Origin of the sequence: Desulfuromonas sp. CSMB_57, assembly GCF_020194955.2 — a bacterium.
Taxonomy (GTDB): Bacteria; Desulfobacterota; Desulfuromonadia; order Desulfuromonadales; family Syntrophotaleaceae; genus JAFCIY02.
The window spans coordinates 45,838-59,581 of the sequence record NZ_JAFCIY020000028.1 but is presented as its reverse complement, the minus strand read 5'-3'; the positions used below and the strand labels follow the sequence as shown (position 1 = coordinate 59,581).

The 13,744-nt window shown below is 57.9% G+C and carries 8 protein-coding genes; 3 read left to right on the top strand and 5 right to left on the bottom strand.

What is annotated here, in order from left to right:
• Window positions 1-5: 5 nt before the first annotated feature.
• The 5 genes from argJ to JQN68_RS08900 all read right to left on the bottom strand — a co-directional run bounded on the left by argJ (window position 6) and on the right by JQN68_RS08900 (window position 7,402).
• Complete coding sequence (argJ, locus tag JQN68_RS08920; RefSeq protein WP_225072065.1) at window positions 6-1,202, bottom strand: bifunctional glutamate N-acetyltransferase/amino-acid acetyltransferase ArgJ; 1,197 nt, start codon at window positions 1,200-1,202, stop codon at window positions 6-8.
• A 35-nt stretch (window positions 1,203-1,237) separates the two neighbouring features.
• Complete coding sequence (secA, locus tag JQN68_RS08915) at window positions 1,238-3,925, bottom strand: preprotein translocase subunit SecA (RefSeq protein ID WP_225072064.1); 2,688 nt, start codon at window positions 3,923-3,925, stop codon at window positions 1,238-1,240.
• Window positions 3,926-4,220: 295 nt separating this feature from the next.
• Window positions 4,221-4,670, bottom strand: coding sequence for an N-acetyltransferase (locus tag JQN68_RS08910; protein ID WP_225072063.1), 450 nt, complete (start codon window positions 4,668-4,670; stop codon window positions 4,221-4,223).
• Between the two features lie 128 nt (window positions 4,671-4,798).
• Window positions 4,799-6,472 (bottom strand): DNA repair protein RecN, encoded by a 1,674-nt coding sequence (gene recN, locus JQN68_RS08905; protein WP_225072062.1) that lies wholly within the window; start codon window positions 6,470-6,472, stop codon window positions 4,799-4,801.
• Window positions 6,473-6,544: 72 nt separating this feature from the next.
• The gene (locus JQN68_RS08900) at window positions 6,545-7,402 is read right to left on the bottom strand and encodes an NAD(+)/NADH kinase (protein WP_225072061.1); all 858 of its coding nucleotides are present in this window, start codon (window positions 7,400-7,402) and stop codon (window positions 6,545-6,547) included.
• 162 nt (window positions 7,403-7,564) lie between these two features.
• Between JQN68_RS08900 and JQN68_RS08895 the strand changes: the two genes are divergently transcribed.
• The 3 genes from JQN68_RS08895 (at window position 7,565) to JQN68_RS08885 (ending at window position 13,725) form a co-directional block, all read left to right on the top strand.
• Window positions 7,565-8,911: a replication-associated recombination protein A gene (locus tag JQN68_RS08895; RefSeq protein WP_225072060.1), complete on the top strand. Its 1,347-nt coding sequence runs from the start codon at window positions 7,565-7,567 to the stop codon at window positions 8,909-8,911.
• Between the two features lie 298 nt (window positions 8,912-9,209).
• Complete coding sequence (locus tag JQN68_RS08890) at window positions 9,210-11,492, top strand: HD domain-containing phosphohydrolase (RefSeq protein WP_225072059.1); 2,283 nt, start codon at window positions 9,210-9,212, stop codon at window positions 11,490-11,492.
• 190 nt (window positions 11,493-11,682) lie between these two features.
• The gene (locus JQN68_RS08885; protein ID WP_225072058.1) at window positions 11,683-13,725 is read left to right on the top strand and encodes a hypothetical protein; all 2,043 of its coding nucleotides are present in this window, start codon (window positions 11,683-11,685) and stop codon (window positions 13,723-13,725) included.
• The last annotated feature ends 19 nt before the right edge of the window (window positions 13,726-13,744 follow it).

The following is a 13,744-nucleotide window of genomic DNA, read 5'->3' as shown; positions in this document are numbered from 1 at the left end:
GCCTTTCAAGTGCGGTACGCGGCATTGATCTTGACGTACTCGTAGGTCAGATCCGACGTGTAGTATTCCGCCCTCCCGGCACCGAGGCCAAGATCCACGGTCACGGTAAACTCGGGGCGCTTCAGCACCGCCGTGGCCTGTTGCTCCAACTCCGGCCCGGTGCCGAGCCCCTGGTGAACAACGGCGATGTCGTCAAAGCGGATGGCGATGCGCTCGGGCTCGACGGCCGCGCCCGAATAGCCCACGGCGGCGATGATCCGCCCCCAGTTGGCATCTTCCCCGAAGAAGGCGGTCTTGACCAGGTTGGAGGTGGCGATGCTGTGGGCCACCCGGCGCGCGTCCTCGCTGTCCGCCGCGCCGACCACCTCAACATGCACCAGCTTGGTGGCCCCCTCGCCGTCGCGAACGATCATTTTGGCCAGATCCAGCAGCACCTCCCGCAACAATTGGGCAAACTGGCGACCGGCTTCCATATCGGCCGTGATCTCCGCCGTCTGCGCCGCACCGTTGGCCAGCAGCAGAACCATATCGTTGGTGGAGGTATCGCCATCAACGGTAATGATGTTGAAGGAACCGGCCACCGCCTGGGCCAAAGCCTGCGGCATGAAGGTTTCGGCAACCTGGGCATCGGTCATGACGAATGCCAGCATGGTCGCCATGTTGGGATGAATCATGCCCGCCCCCTTGGCCACGCCGAGCAGGGTGTATTCCCGACCGTCGACCTGGCCGCGGCGGCTGGACAACTTGGGATAGGAATCGGTGGTCATGATGGCCTGGGCCACCGCATCGATGCCGTCCGCCCGCAAATCATCCGCCAGGGCGGGGATCTCCTGCTCCAACAGGGGCAGGGGCAGCTGCTGGCCAATGACCCCGGTGGACGAAACCGCCACCAGGGCCTCGCCAATGCCGAGGCGGTCGGCAGCCACGGCGGCACTGCGCCGGGCTGCCTGCAGACCCGCATCGCCGGTGCAGGCGTTGGCGATGCCGCTGTTGACCACCACGGCCTGGCACAAGCCGGCCCGAACGCAGTCGCGGGTCACCTGCAAGGGAGCCGCCTGGACCTTGTTGGTCGTGAACACCCCGGCAGCCCGCGCCGGCTGCTGCGAATAGATCAACCCCAAATCGAGCCGGCCGGAGCGGCGAATGCCCGCGGCCCGCGCGGCAAAAGAGAAACCCTGAACAATTTTATCGACACATTCCATATCAATCCCTCTCTATTCGAAGGTGGCCGGCCTTTTCACCGTCCGCAACATTTCTTGTATTTCTGACCGCTGCCGCAAGGGCAGGGATCGTTGCGCCCGACCTTCTGTTCATCGCGCGTTGCCGGCTTCTTTTCTTCCTCACCGCCGGCACGGTTCAGAACGATCTGCTGGCGCCGCTGGCGGGCTTCCATGCGCTCGACGTCGTCCTCGCGCGCCAATTGAACCCGGTACAGTTTCTGAATCGCCTCCTGGCGGATGCGACCCATCATTTCCATGAACAACTGATAGGCTTCGCGCTTGTATTCTTCCTTGGGATTGCGCTGCGCGTAACCGCGCAGGCCGATGCCTTCCTTGAGATGGTCGATGGACAGCAGGTGATCCTTCCATTGGCTGTCGATGGTCTGCAACAGCAACACCTTCATGAGATGTTCCATGACCGGCGGCGTGAATTCCTCCTCGCGCTCGTCAAGTCGCCGCAAGGCGGCCTCCTTGAGCCGCTGCTCCACTTGTTTGGCGGTCGGCCCCCCTTCGGCCTCAACTCCGGCCGGGAACGGCAGGTTGAACTGGTTGAAAAAATCCTCCTTCAAACTGTCCCAGGGCCATTCGGAAACCGGCACCTTGTCCGGGCAGAAGGTGGCGACCATGTCCTCGACGATTTCCTCGATAATCGCCTCGCAGGTGGCCCGCAATTGCTCGCCGCCCAGGACTTCGCGCCGCTGGCGGTAGATGACATTGCGCTGGGTGTTCATGACATCATCGTATTCGATGAGATGCTTGCGGATATCGAAGTTGTGCCCTTCCACCTTTTTCTGGGCATTTTCAATGGCTCGGGAAATGAGGCCGTGCTCGATGGGTTCGCCTTCCGGAATCTTCAGGCGATCCATGACATAGGCGACCCGCTGGGAACCGAAAATGCGCAGCAGATCATCCTCCAGACTGAGGTAGAAATGGCTTTCGCCGGGGTCACCCTGGCGACCGGCGCGCCCGCGTAGCTGGTTGTCGATGCGACGCGATTCATGTCGTTCGGTGCCGAGAATATAGAGACCGCCGGAGGTTTTGACGGCTTCCTTCTCCCGGGCGCACAATTCCTGAAAACGGTCCAAGGCCGGCCCATGGACGGCATCGAAATCCTCGGCCCCGGCCGCTTCGCGCCGAGCCAGCATTTCCGGATTGCCGCCGAGAATAATGTCGGTGCCGCGCCCCGCCATGTTGGTGGCGATGGTCACCGCCCCCTGGCGCCCGGCCTGGGCGACGATCTCCGCCTCCCGCTCGTGGTGCTTGGCATTCAGCACATTGTGGGGTACCCCCCGCTTGCGCAGCATGTCCGACAACAGCTCGGAATTTTCAATGGAAATGGTTCCGACCAGCACCGGCTGCCCATGGCGGTGACGGTCGATGATATCCTCGATGACCGCCTTGAACTTCTCATTCTGGGTCTTGTAGATGACATCCGACTGATCATTGCGAATCATGGGCCGGTTGGTGGGGATCACCATCACGTCGAGCTTGTAAATCTCGGCAAATTCGGCGGCTTCCGTGTCGGCGGTGCCGGTCATTCCGGAAAGTTTGTCGTACATGCGGAAATAGTTCTGAAAGGTGACGGTGGCCAGGGTCTGGTTTTCGCTTTCGATGCGCACTCCCTCCTTGGCTTCCACCGCCTGGTGCAGACCGTCGCTCCAGCGCCGACCGGGCATGAGCCGGCCGGTGAATTCGTCGACAATCATGACCTCGCCTTCCTTGACCACGTAATCGACGTCGCGTTTGAACAGGGCGTGGGCCTTGAGCGCCTGGTTGACATGGTGGAGGATTTCGATATTGCCCGGCTCGTACAGGTTTTCCACGTTCAACAACCGCTCGACCTTGGCCACACCCTCTTCCGTCAGGGTGGCGGAACGCGCTTTTTCATCGACGGTAAAATCTCCGGTATAGGTGCGCTGCGTCTGGCCGAGACGACCGTCGCGATTTTCGATGATTTCCCCTTTCTGCAGCAGGGGAATGATGCGGTTGACCGTATAGTACAACTCGCTGGAGGCCTCGCTGGGGCCGGAGATGATGAGCGGCGTACGGGCTTCGTCGATGAGTATGGAGTCGACCTCGTCAACGATGGCGTAATGGAGATCGCGCTGGACGTAATCGTCCAGGGAAAACTTCATGTTGTCCCGCAGATAGTCGAAACCGAATTCGTTGTTGGTGCCGTAGGTGATATCGCAACCGTAGGCCTCCTTGCGCTGACGATCGGTCAGGCCGTGCACGATGCAGCCGACGGAAAGGCCGAGGAAACGGTGAATCTGCCCCATCCATTCGGCATCGCGACGCGCCAGATAATCGTTGACGGTCACCACGTGGACCCCTTTGCCGGGCAGGGCATTGAGGTACGAAGCCAGGGTGGCGACCAGGGTTTTACCTTCGCCGGTTTTCATTTCGGCGATCTTGCCCTGGTGCAACACCATGCCGCCGATCAACTGCACATCGAAATGGCGCATGCCGAGCACCCTGCGGCCCGCCTCGCGGACCACGGCAAAGGCCTCGGGCAACAGGTCGTCGAGACCGGCGCCGGCCGCCAGGCGCTGGCGGAATTCGCCGGTTTTGGCCGCCAGTTCCTGGTCGGATAGCCCTGCCATTTCAGGTTCAAGCCGGTTGATCTGTTCGACCAGGGGCTGCAGGCGTTTAAGCTCTCGTTCATTTTTGCTGCCGAAAATCTTTGTCAACAAAGGGCCAACCATTTAATACTCCTGTCCATCATCCATCAACAGGGACGATGCGAATGAAAAGTTCGTTTTCAGGCAAAACTGCAACCTTGACCGAGCCGACGAATCTGCATTGCAGGCGCAGCGCCGCACGCATTCCGGTTGAAAAAAACACGGAAGTTTAGCATGAAATCCGGGCATTCAGCAAGAAAGATGCCGCACGGGGAACCGCCGGCGAAACGGCAGGGACCTGAAGAGAAGGGCAACGGGAAAAAGACGGGAGTGTTGGACCTGACGGCGGCGCCATCCATGGTCGGAGGGCGCCGTGCTTTCACAACTCCAGGCTCATGGCAGTCTCATCGCAATCCGGGAATTTCGGACACTTGATGCAATCACCCCAGATTTTTTGGGGCAGTTCCGACTTTTCGATGAGATGGAAGCCCATTTTGCTGAAAAACCCGGGCTGATAGGTCAGAGCAAACAGCTTTTTGAGACCCAACTGGCGTGCTTCGTCGATACAGGACTGCACCAGCAGACGGCCGACTCCCCGTCGCATGTAATCCGGCGACACCGCCAGGGAGCGCACCTCCGCCAGATCCTCCCAGCAGATATGCAGGGAAACCGTCCCAATCACCCGCCCCTCCTCCTCGATGACATAGAAATCGCGCAGGGCCTCATAAATATCCGAGAGGGATCGGGACAGCATCAGCCCCTGCTGGGCATAGATGAGCAGCAGCTTGTGGATAACCTTGACGTCCGGAATGCGCGCTTTACGTATCATGCATTTCTCTCCAGCGGAAAAATCTGAATGCGGTCCTGGCCCTGGCGGACCCCTTGAAGGTTCATCTGCGGCATGGAGGTCGCAACGGGTTCAGCAACCTGCGGAGCCTCCAAACGGCTCCCCGGCCCTCATGACTGGTGGCCGCCGGACTGGACGATGATCTCCCGAGCGTGCTCCAGGGTACGGTCGGTAATCTGAGCCCCGCCGAGCATCCGGGCCATTTCGGCAACCCGTGCTTCACCGTCCAGATCGATGACCTCCGCCACTGTTCGGCCGGCAACCTCCTCCTTGACCACCCGGTAATGATAATCGGCAAAACCGGCCACCTGGGGCAGATGGGTGATGCAGAGCACCTGCAACTCGCGGGAGATCTCCTTGAGTTTGCCGGCCACGGCGCTGGCGGCAACGCCACCGATGCCCGCATCGATTTCGTCAAAAATCAGGGTCCGGACCTCGTCGCCGGCCGGCGCGGCACAGCGCAAAGCCAGCATGATACGCGACAGTTCGCCGCCGGAAGCGATCCAGGCCAGGGGTTTCGGTTCTTCGCCGGGGTTGGGCGCGAGGTAGAACTCCCCCCGCTCCAAACCGTTGGAGCCCGGTTCGTCAAGGGCAAAAAACTGCATCTCGAAGCGGGCCTTTTCCATGACCAGATCCTTCAGTTCGCCCTCGATGGCCTCCTTCAGGCGGACGGCCGCCTCCCGGCGGACGGCGGAAATTTTCTGGCCCTGCTCCAACAACTGCTGACGCAGGTCTTCCAGGCGGCTGGTCAAATCGGAGCGGAGGCCTTCGCTGGTTTCCAATTCTTCCATGTTCTTGGCCGCCTCGGCCTGAAATTCGAGCACCGCCTGGATGGAGCCGCCGAACTTGCGTTTCAGCCCGGCCAGCACATCCAGACGTTTTTCCAGTTCCTGTTGGCGATCCGGGTCAAACGCCACGCGCCCGGCGTATTCCCGCAGCTTGAAAGCCACATCTTCAACAGTATACAGGGCACCGCGAACCTCTTCAGCCAACTGTCCCAGCATCGGATCGATGTTTTGCAGTTTTTCCAGTTCGGCCGCGACGGCATCCAGGCGTTCGCTGACCGCCCCCGCGCCACCATAGAAGGCTTCATAGCCGTTATTGGCCGCCCGGGTCAAGCGTTCGCCATTCTGCAGCAGCAGGCGCTCACCCGCCAATTCTTCATCCTCGCCAATTTTGGGCGCCGCCGCCGTGATTTCGCGCAATTGATGGGTAAGCAGATCCAGTTTTTGCCGGCGCTCGACTTCGGAGACCGCCAACCGTTCCAACTCCAGCCGCAGCGCGCGCACCTCGTCAAACAACCGGCGATAATTCGTCAGGTCCGATTCCAGGCCGGCGAAACGATCCAGTAACGCCAGATGGGTTTCGGTGCGCTGCAGGCTCTGATGCTCATGCTGCCCGTAGATGTTCATCAAGCGGGTGGTGAGAGGCTGCAACTGGGAGAGCTTGGCCAAGGATCCGTTGACGAAGATCCGGTTACGTCCGGCCGCATTGACCACGCGTTTGATGAGCAGTTCCGGCTCGTCTCCGAAGCCGGCCTCCGCCACGCTATGGCGCAGATCTTCATGGGCCGCCAGATCGAAAACCGCCTCCACCACCGCCTCGTCCTCGCCGGTTCGGACCAATTCCGGTTTGGCCCGGCCGCCGAGTACCAGGGCCACGGCATCGATGATGATCGACTTGCCGGCGCCGGTCTCTCCGGTCAGAACGTTGAAACCGGGCCGGAAAGCAATGTGCAGGCGGTCGATGATGGCCAGATTGCGAATGTGAAGGTCGGTCAGCATGGCTTTCTCCCCGTCGTGAAACGAAGCGGGTCTGGATCAGAGCCGTTGCGTGCGACTCGCGCAGCGGCCCCGTTAGCGCTCGCCCCAGCCCAGCTTGGTACGCAATACCTCGAAATAATCCTTGGAGGGACTCTTGATCAACTGGGTATTGCGGCGTGACTTGCGTATCTCCACAACATCGCCGGCTTGCAGTTCCATTCCCACTTGGCCGTCGGCGGTCAACACCACATCCTGGTCGCGAAATTTGACCTCGATACGAATGCTCACCGTGTCGGCCACAATCAACGGCCGATTGGCCAGCATGTGCGGACAGATGGGCGAAATCACGAAACAGTGCAGTCCGGGCGAAATAATCGGACCGCCGGCGGACAGATTGTAGGCTGTCGAGCCCGTTGGTGTTGCAATTATCAAGCCGTCGGCTTTGAAGGTGGTCAGGTAGGCATCGTCGACCCAGACTTCCATATCGATGATGCGGGCGATGGCACCCTTGTTGATCACCACATCGTTGAGCACGCAGAAACGGCCGGCCTCGTCGCCGTTGCGACGCACGACCGCTTCGAGCATCATGCGTTCGGTAACCTGATAGTCCCCCGCCAGGACCTTTTCCAAGGACAGAAAAAGTTCGCCGCGAGTGATTTCCGTAAGGAAACCGAGACTGCCCAGATTGACCCCCAGGATGGGAATTCGGGGATCGCAAACCTCCCGCGCCACGGAAATCAGGGTACCGTCGCCGCCCAGCACGACAATCAAATCGACCAGGGCCGGAATCGCCGACCGTTCGCAACCCGCATCCTCGTCGCCCAAGTTGCGGGCCAGATTTTTTTCCAGGAAAACCTCAATGCCCCGGCCCAACAGCCAAAGCTTCAGTTCCCGGGCCACCTTGACCGCATCCGGGTGGTTGCACTTTGCATAGATTCCGATGCGTTTCATGACATTCTCTCCGAAAAGCCGCTTCAATCTGGCGAAAACCTATCACACCGAACCGGCAAAGTCCATCACTTTCAAGAACTTAGCGGGATAAACAGTTGAGTGCACGGGGCACCTGTGCTACATTCGGAGCAGCGGATTTCGGTGTCTACAACGGGGAGCGACGTGGATCTTTTCGATGCAGCAACAAAGGGATCAGGCCATGCCCCCTTGGCGGAGCGGTTGCGGCCACGCACCCTCGAAGAGATGGTTGGCCAGCAGCACCTGCTGGGGCCGGGGAAAATTCTGCGCACCCTGATCGAAGCCGATCAGGTCGCCTCGGTGATCTTCTGGGGCCCCCCGGGAACCGGCAAAACCACCCTGGGCCAGGTCATCGCCGGCTCCACCAACAGCCGCTTCGTGTTCTTTTCCGCCGTGCTGCAAGGCATCAAGGAAATCCGGGACATCGTCCGCCAGGCCCGCGAAGAGCGGGCCTATCACAATCGCAAGACCCTGCTGTTCGTCGATGAAATCCACCGCTTCAACAAGGCCCAGCAGGATGCCTTTCTCCCCTATGTGGAACGGGGCGATATCATTCTCATCGGGGCAACGACCGAAAACCCGTCCTTCGAAGTCAACGCGGCCCTGCTGTCCCGCTCCCGGGTTTTCGTGTTGCAGCCTCTGGCTGCGGAAGACATCAAGTTGCTGCTGCAGAGAGCCCTGGCGGACCCCCGCGGGCTTGCCGGACGCTTCCCTGCCACGGAGGACGACGCCTTGGAGTTCCTGGCCGGCCAGGCCCATGGAGATGCCCGGGTGGCCCTCAACACCCTGGAAATCGCCGCCACCCTCAGCACCGGCCAGGATGCCATCCGCATCGGGGCGGTCCGGGAAGCCCTGCAAAAACGCGGGCTGCTCTACGACAAAGGCGCCGAGGAGCATTACAACGTCATCTCGGCCTTCATCAAAAGCCTGCGCGGATCCGATCCGGATGCGGCCATCTATTGGCTGGCACGCATGATCGAAGCCGGCGAGGATCCCCTGTTCATCATCCGCAGGATGATCATCTTTGCCGCCGAAGATGTCGGGAACGCCGATCCACGCGGCCTGCAACTGGCCGTCGCCACCCAACAGGCGCTGCACTTCATCGGCATGCCGGAGGGCCGCATCCCCCTTGCCCAGGCTGCCGTCTATCTGGCCTGCGCTCCCAAAAGCAACGCTGCCTACCTGGCCATCGACCGTGCTTTGGCCGAAGTTCGTCGCAGCGGCGCCCTGCCCGTGCCGCTGCACCTGCGCAATGCGCCCACCGGGCTGATGAAAGAACTGGGATACGGCGACGGCTACCAATATCCCCACGACCATCCGGACGCCCTGGTCGCCCAGCACTATCTGCCCGATGCTCTGCGGGGCCGCCGCTTCGTGGCCCTCAACCAGCGAGGCTACGAACAACGCATGGGCGAATTCCTGAATCGGCAGCAGGCTTCCTCCCGCCCTGCCACCTCTGCCCAAGGGGACGATTCGGAAACCGGCAAATAAACCCGGCTATTGGCAGCCACCCAGGTTCACGGCTTTGTGACCTGGACGGCCCCCTGCACTAGCCGGGCCCGACGGCTATGGCCACCTGAAATCCCACCCTTTTACGATCATCTGATCGGTATTCTAATTTTTGTTCTTGACCAACAGGCTGGAAATTGTCACAATTTCGACGTCAAGCTTGATTAGCATCCACTCCGTCCCGACGTCGGACATTGAAAAAACGACAAAACATGCCGGTGCAGGGCAGTAAAGGTCGACGGCAGAGCTTTGCCATCCAATCTTCCGGAAGCGAACCGCGATGAGCCATGAGAAGCTCTACAACAGTCGTATCGTTGCCCACTACATTCGCTTCTTCCAGCACAAATTTCCCGCCATAAATCTTCAAGACCTGCTCGACGTAGCGGGGATCAGCGCGACTCAGGTCGCGGATCGCCGTCACTGGTTCACTCGCTGCCAATTCGAAGTATTCTACCAGGCCCTGCAACACGCCAGCGGCCTGGCGCAATTGGCCAAAGAGGCTGGAAGTTTCGCCGCTTCCGAAGAAGTGTTTCGGGTCTCCCACCACCTCATCGACAGCAGCACTTCTCCGCTGAGCGCCCTTAAAGCCCTCCCCAGAATTGCCGCCGGCCTGACCCGCGGGGTGCGGCTCAAGGCCCGGCAACTGGCTCCGAATCTGGTTGAAATTACCACGGTGCACGAAGCCCATGCGGCGGAAGCACCCTACGACTGTCAGTTTCGGCTCGGCCTGCTGGAGGCGCTGACCTTCCTTTTCAACCTGGATCTGGCCCAGGTCGAGCATCCGGACTGCCTCCACCATGGGCGACAGCAATGCCGCTATCTGGTTCGCTGGCAGCCCTCCCTGGCAGAAAAGCTCCAGAAACTAAAAGCCCGGGTGGTGCCCCTGGCAGTGCTGCTGCCGGGAGCCGCAGCCACCATGGACCCGCAATGGGCTCTGTTTCATGTCCTCCCCCTTACCGTCGGAAGCACCCTGCTCCTGGATCTCGTAGCCTCCCATCTCAACAAAAAACGCCTGGTTCGCAGTATCGACCACCTGCGTTCCACCAGCGAAGCCTTGGTCGAGCAGATCAATCATAACTACAACAATGCCCTGCTCCTCAATGAAATCGCCGAAACGACCAGCAACAAAACCTGCCTTGAAGACCTGCTCGACAGTGTTGCCCAAACCCTGAACAAACGCCTGGCTTTTGACCGCGGCATGATTCTGCTGGTCGATCCGGCACGCAGGATATTGCTTTTTCGGGCCGGATTCGGATACGACCCGACCATCAAGGCCCTGCTGCAGGGCACCACGGTATTGCTGGATGAACAACCGGAACCAGACCTTCTGCGGCAGACCTTCACTTCCCGGCGGGGCATTCTGGTGGCGGACGTCGACAACCCGCCGCCGGGCCTGCCTCCCGCCAGTTTGCAATTCTTTGTTCGCACCGGCAGCCAATCCCTGCTCTGCTGCCCCATAACCTGCGATGGCCGGGCCAACGGCCTGCTCGTCGTGGACAGCCTGCGTTCCGGTCGCCGCCTGACCCAGGGCGATCTGCGCCTGACGGAGGGACTGGCCAATGTCATCGGCGCCAGCCTCAACAATGCCCAGCTATTGACCTCATGCAGTCGGCAATTCGATTCCATGCTGCAGGTCCTGGCAGCCACCATCGATGCCCGCGATCCCATGACCAGCGGCCACTCCACCCGGGTCACGGCCTACTCCCAAGGCATCTGCCGGGAATTGGGTCTTTCCACCGAATACACGGAAATGGTGCGGGTCGCGGCCCTGTTGCACGACTATGGCAAGATTGCGGTGCCCGACGCCATTCTCAAAAAAGCCGGAACCCTGACCCCGGAAGAACGGGAGATTGTCCGGACTCATGCCCTGCACAGCGAGCAGATTCTGCAAGAAATCGGTTTTGACGGCATCTATCGCGGCGTACCGGCGCTGGCCGGAGCCCACCATGAGAAAATGGACGGCAGCGGCTACCCGCGGGGTCTGCATCACGGCGACATTCCCATCGGCGCAAAAATCATCGCCGTAGCGGATTTTTTTGAAGCCGTCACCGCCCAGCGTCATTACCGGGGGCCCATGCCGCCGGCCATTGCTTATAAGGCTCTGCAGGAGGAAAGTCTCTGCCGCCTCGATCCGCGTGTCGTCGAAGCCTTCCTGGATTATTACCAAAAGGCCTTTCCCGACCAGTTTCGTGCCATGACCTTGGGCGACGCCCAACCCGAGCGTGCAAGTATCCGGATCCCCTGCCGCACCCCGGTAGTCTGTGAAATCAACGGCAACACCCTCATCGGAACCAGTTCCGATGTCAGCCTGCGAGGCATCTTCGTGGCCAGTCAAGCTCAGGTCCGACAGGGACTGGAACTCAAACTGGCCTTTTTTCTTCCCGACAAACCAACCCATATTCTCGAAACCGGCGGGCGAGTGGTCTGGCTGAATCAGGGCCGGACGCCCCGCAAAATTTCCTTTCCGGTCGGATTTGGCGTGGAGTTCACCAACCTGCCGCGACGGGTCCTGCAGCATCTCGCCCAATTCACCCAAAGCTGCGCCCCATTGACCCACCACTGACCGGGTGGAAGGCTCTGGTTTTTCAACAACCCGTCAAAAGGCCTTGACAGATCCGGGTTGATGGTCGACTATTTTTGCGGCATGCTCCCTTGAAACGAACCCTGCCGAAGACCGGAACCAGACCGGCAACGGGAGCAGCGCCCCTCCCATTGACGTGAACTGTTTTTGCGGTTGTTTTGATGGAGAAGCAATGGAGCACCCTCAGGCTGCCGATCAACGCGTTGCCAGCACCGAAGATCCTACGGATAGGCATCGGCCCGCCATGGTTTTCGACAAGAAATTTTTTATCAACAAGATTAACTATCTGAACTTTCAGGATCGAACTGCTATTGCCTGTTTCGAGCACCTTCGCTATCCCAAGGAAATATTCTTTTCACTGCGCCCACAACCCTGCACTGACAACTCCCTGACCTGTCACTGGCAAGGCATCGAGAATATCCTGGAAAAAATTCGATCCTACCGATTCAAGGAAATAATCATTCCGGACGGGACCAATACCTATTACGCCACACCGGATATTTTAGATCTGAATAATGAATTTGTTCGTTTTGCCGTGCCGGCCCACTGCTTTCAGCATAGTTCAAGAAAGTTTCAGCGACATAAAAGCAATTTGATTAACGTCAAATTGATTCAGAATGGAGTCATTTTTCATGGTGATCTGATGGATTTCTCCTCCATCGCCTTGCACATAATGATTGATAAATCAGGCAACGAACCGCTTCACTGGATCAATGCGCAATGCCCTGTAACCATTGTGTTAAAAAAGGGCTGTGAAATCATATTTTCAGGGGATTGCCAAATTGTTAAACATTCCCAGGACCTGAATGAACGCAGTTTTATTCTGGCACCGGTCCGAAATAACATTCAACGCTACAAGCCAAAGACGTTCCGCAGCAAAAGGCAGCACCTATCGCCGTCACCCACGTTTTCCTTCACCCATCCGTTGACGAATGAAGCGATCTTTTTACAAGTTCAGGATATTTCGGGTTCCGGATTCTCCGTCCACGAAGAAATGGCCAATGCCTGCCTGTTGCCTGGCATGATCATTCCGTTGGCGGAAATCAGTTTCGTCACCAACGTGGTCCTGAAGTGCAAGGCACAGGTCATCTACCTGGACAGTCACACCAGCAACGACCATCTGTTGGCGCGATCGGGCCTGGCAATCCTGGACATGAGCATGGACGATCAAATTTCCCTGCTTTCCATGCTCCAGCAAGCCAACGACAACAACTCTTTTGTCTGCAATCGGGTCAACCTCGACAAATTATGGCTGTTCTTCTTCGAGACCGGATTCGTCTACCCGCAGAAATACCATTTCATCCAGGAAAACAAGGACACTCTGAAGGAAACCTATCGCAAGATCTACAACAGCACGCCGAGCATTTCCCGACACTTCATTTACCAGAAGAACGGCAACATCCTGGCCCACATGGCCATGATTCGGTTTTACAAGAATTCATGGATGATCCATCATCATGCTTCCCAAAAACGCGCAGCAAAAAAGGGCGGCATAATCGTTCTTCAACAAATCAGTCGCTATGTGAATGAAGTACACCACCTTTTTTCGGCGCACCTCAATTTTGTTTTTTGCTATTTTCGTCCTGAAAACAGGTTTCCCAACAAGGTCTTTGGCGGAGTTTGCAATTTTATCAATGACAATAATGGCTGCTCCATCGATAAATTTGCCTATTTTCACTTTAAAAACGATTATATTAACCAAATACCCAACACAGAAAACTTGGAGTTTTCCCGTGCAAGCAATTACGATCTGGAAGAACTGAAACTCTTTATCGGACATTACTCAAAAGGCCTTATCGTCCACGCTCTCGATCTCGAAATAAATAATAATGGTGATATTGAATTATCCGAAGAATACCAAAAAATCGGCCTGAAACGAGAACGCCATATTTTTTCTTTAAGAAAGAATGGTCGGGTCATCTGTGTTATTGTGGTTACCGTGGCCGATTTTGGCCTGAATATGTCCGACTTAACCAACTGCTTTAAAGTATTTGTGCTCGAGGCGGACCATCTGTCTCCTGCAATCCTGAAATTTACGTTATCCACTCTCTGCATAAAGTATGGTCGCGGCGAAATGCCTGTTCTTCTCTACCCTTCCCACATTGCACAGCAGTTGGATATTGACATTGAAAAATTTTATAATTTATGGATTTTAAATTTACAGTATCTTGATAAATATTTCGAGTTCTGTAATATGTTGATAGGTGAGATGTAAAATGTCCTTTTCTTTTTGC

Excerpts from the sequence above, each read along its gene's own strand:
- JQN68_RS08890 (WP_225072059.1), top strand. The coding sequence starts at position 9,210 with ATGAGCCATGAGAAGCTCTACAACAGTCGTATCGTTGCCCACTACATT.
- JQN68_RS08900 (WP_225072061.1), bottom strand. The coding sequence starts at position 7,402 with ATGAAACGCATCGGAATCTATGCAAAGTGCAACCACCCGGATGCGGTC.
- recN (WP_225072062.1), bottom strand. The coding sequence starts at position 6,472 with ATGCTGACCGACCTTCACATTCGCAATCTGGCCATCATCGACCGCCTG.
- argJ (WP_225072065.1), bottom strand. The coding sequence starts at position 1,202 with ATGGAATGTGTCGATAAAATTGTTCAGGGTTTCTCTTTTGCCGCGCGG.
- secA (WP_225072064.1), bottom strand. The coding sequence starts at position 3,925 with ATGGTTGGCCCTTTGTTGACAAAGATTTTCGGCAGCAAAAATGAACGA.
- JQN68_RS08885 (WP_225072058.1), top strand. The coding sequence starts at position 11,683 with ATGGAGCACCCTCAGGCTGCCGATCAACGCGTTGCCAGCACCGAAGAT.
- JQN68_RS08910 (WP_225072063.1), bottom strand. The coding sequence starts at position 4,670 with ATGATACGTAAAGCGCGCATTCCGGACGTCAAGGTTATCCACAAGCTG.